Annotated in this window: 1 protein-coding gene and 1 pseudogene; both read right to left on the bottom strand. The window is 54.7% G+C overall.

Features of this window, described 5'->3' with window-relative positions:
- Window positions 1-181: pseudogene (locus CFB82_RS41410) on the bottom strand (IS5/IS1182 family transposase); the annotation flags it as partial.
- Between the two features lie 1,130 nt (window positions 182-1,311).
- A complete protein-coding gene (locus CFB82_RS43015; RefSeq protein ID WP_143751091.1) occupies window positions 1,312-1,545 on the bottom strand; it encodes a hypothetical protein in 234 nt (77 codons plus the stop codon).
- Window positions 1,546-1,853: the final 308 nt, after the last annotated feature.

Genomic DNA, 1,853 nt, shown 5'->3' with positions numbered 1-1,853 from the left:
GCGCTGTCGCGCCGAACAGATCGATCACCTGCGCAGCAATGCCTTCACGATTGCGATGCGCGAACAGCGGCGCCATCGTAGCTTCGAGCTGCGCCCACGGCATGCGCGTCGCGAGCACCGCAAGCGGGTGGCGCAGGTCGATCATCGAATCAAGGCGGCTTCGGAAGAAATCGTCGGTCATGTCGGTGCGCTCCAGCTCCCAGGTTTTAAATCAGATCGATATTCGCTCTGGGAGTTCGCAGCACATCCGACTCCCTGCAATCCCTTGCCGGGTTTGGTTCAACTACGTTTTGCAGGTCCGACCAATTACGGGTTGGCGTACCCATGCACTTGCCATTTCGATGGGCGGCGGTGTTGACGCGCGCGATTCAACTCGCGCCGAGGTCGCGTTGCGCGCAGCTCGAAACGACCGCCTGAATTTCGCATGTCCGACTACAGAGTGCGGCATCAAGGGGGCAACGCGGAACCTAATGGGCCATTGTGGCGTACCACCTCGGCGACACCGCCATTGCGGCGCGCGCTCATCCGTGCAGTTGCGCGCCTTGGGTACATTGCCATTGATTAACACCTTCTGGCTCTAATTGGCAGAACTCGTCGCTTGCTTCGGGGACATCTGTCCGGCCGCCAAGTGCCAGACGGTCGCTCAGGTCGCATGTACACGCGGAGAGCGGCAGTTGCGCTTGCATGGCGTGGTTTTGCCGTTGGCCTGCAATGGGCCTGATTCTGGACAGTGACTGGAGCGTCCAATATCTACGGCCACAAGCTATAAGGCGTCAGAATGTGAAGTCCCGTGTGCAGAGTCGGAGTAACCGATTGGCTGAGCGTCTACAATCATCAGCGCTTGCATTCGACTTCGACTGCACCAGCCCGATCCAGTTTGAGCCAAAATGCTACACTACTCAGCAACAGCGGATAACATAATGTCGGCCGCTAAAGGATACGGATACGAAATTCTTGGGTAATCCCAAACCTACGCCGAATATGCTCGACCAGTCGAGCACCATCCAGTCGCGCAAGCCCATGCAACTTCCTGCTAGAGTACGCGCCTACGCGCTCCGTTCATCTTCCGGATCGACATTAGACTTCATGCCATATTACGTACTCGAACTATTTGATGTGCGGATCCGTGACATCCCTCTCGCCCTGATTATTTGGCTTAAGCGCTGGCCAGACGCACAACGGACCGAACGATACAACAATGCTACACAACAACATCAACCGCCTACCCGAGAACGCAAAGCATGCGGTTGACGCCCATTGGGTCGAGGAACTCATCGACGCCAAGTTAGCCGAATTTGTCTGAAGGAATATTCACGCCTTCCCAACGACCTTCACAGAGCCACCATCGATGGTAATGGTCCCGCCGGCAGTTCCATTCAGCTGATACACCGAAGAAGTGATATCAACACCATTTGAAGACCACTTAAGTCCCGGTGCAAAAGTTACGGTTGAACCGGGGTGTCCAGAACCAAATGTAATCGCTACATGGCCAAACCCAATACCGCCAGCAACAATGGCAATTTCTGCATTGTCAAGAACTTGCATAATTCAGTGCTCCATGAAAATATGGCCATCAATTTAGGTAGGACGTCTACCATAAGATTGACCGACGCCTAATATGACCTGCATCTCTCGTTCGAGTCTGCAACGGTAGACTACACTCTCGTAATCAGGTGCGAAATCAACAAATGTCATTTTTTCGGGTTCAGGGCAGGGGCATCGCATGGGCTTTGTTCGACAGGGTATGCGCTCAGTTGGTTGCGGGCGCAATTAGGCTGTCTTGACGCAAATCGCCTTGCCGAAGCTGTTCCACCGGTTCACGAGGTTCGCAATGATCACGCCCTCGCGCTGCT

This window comes from Burkholderia sp. HI2714 (assembly GCF_002223085.1).
Taxonomy (GTDB): Bacteria; Pseudomonadota; Gammaproteobacteria; order Burkholderiales; family Burkholderiaceae; genus Burkholderia; species Burkholderia lata_D.
Note: the sequence above shows the minus strand (reverse complement) of the source record. Positions and strands in the feature narration are given on the sequence as shown.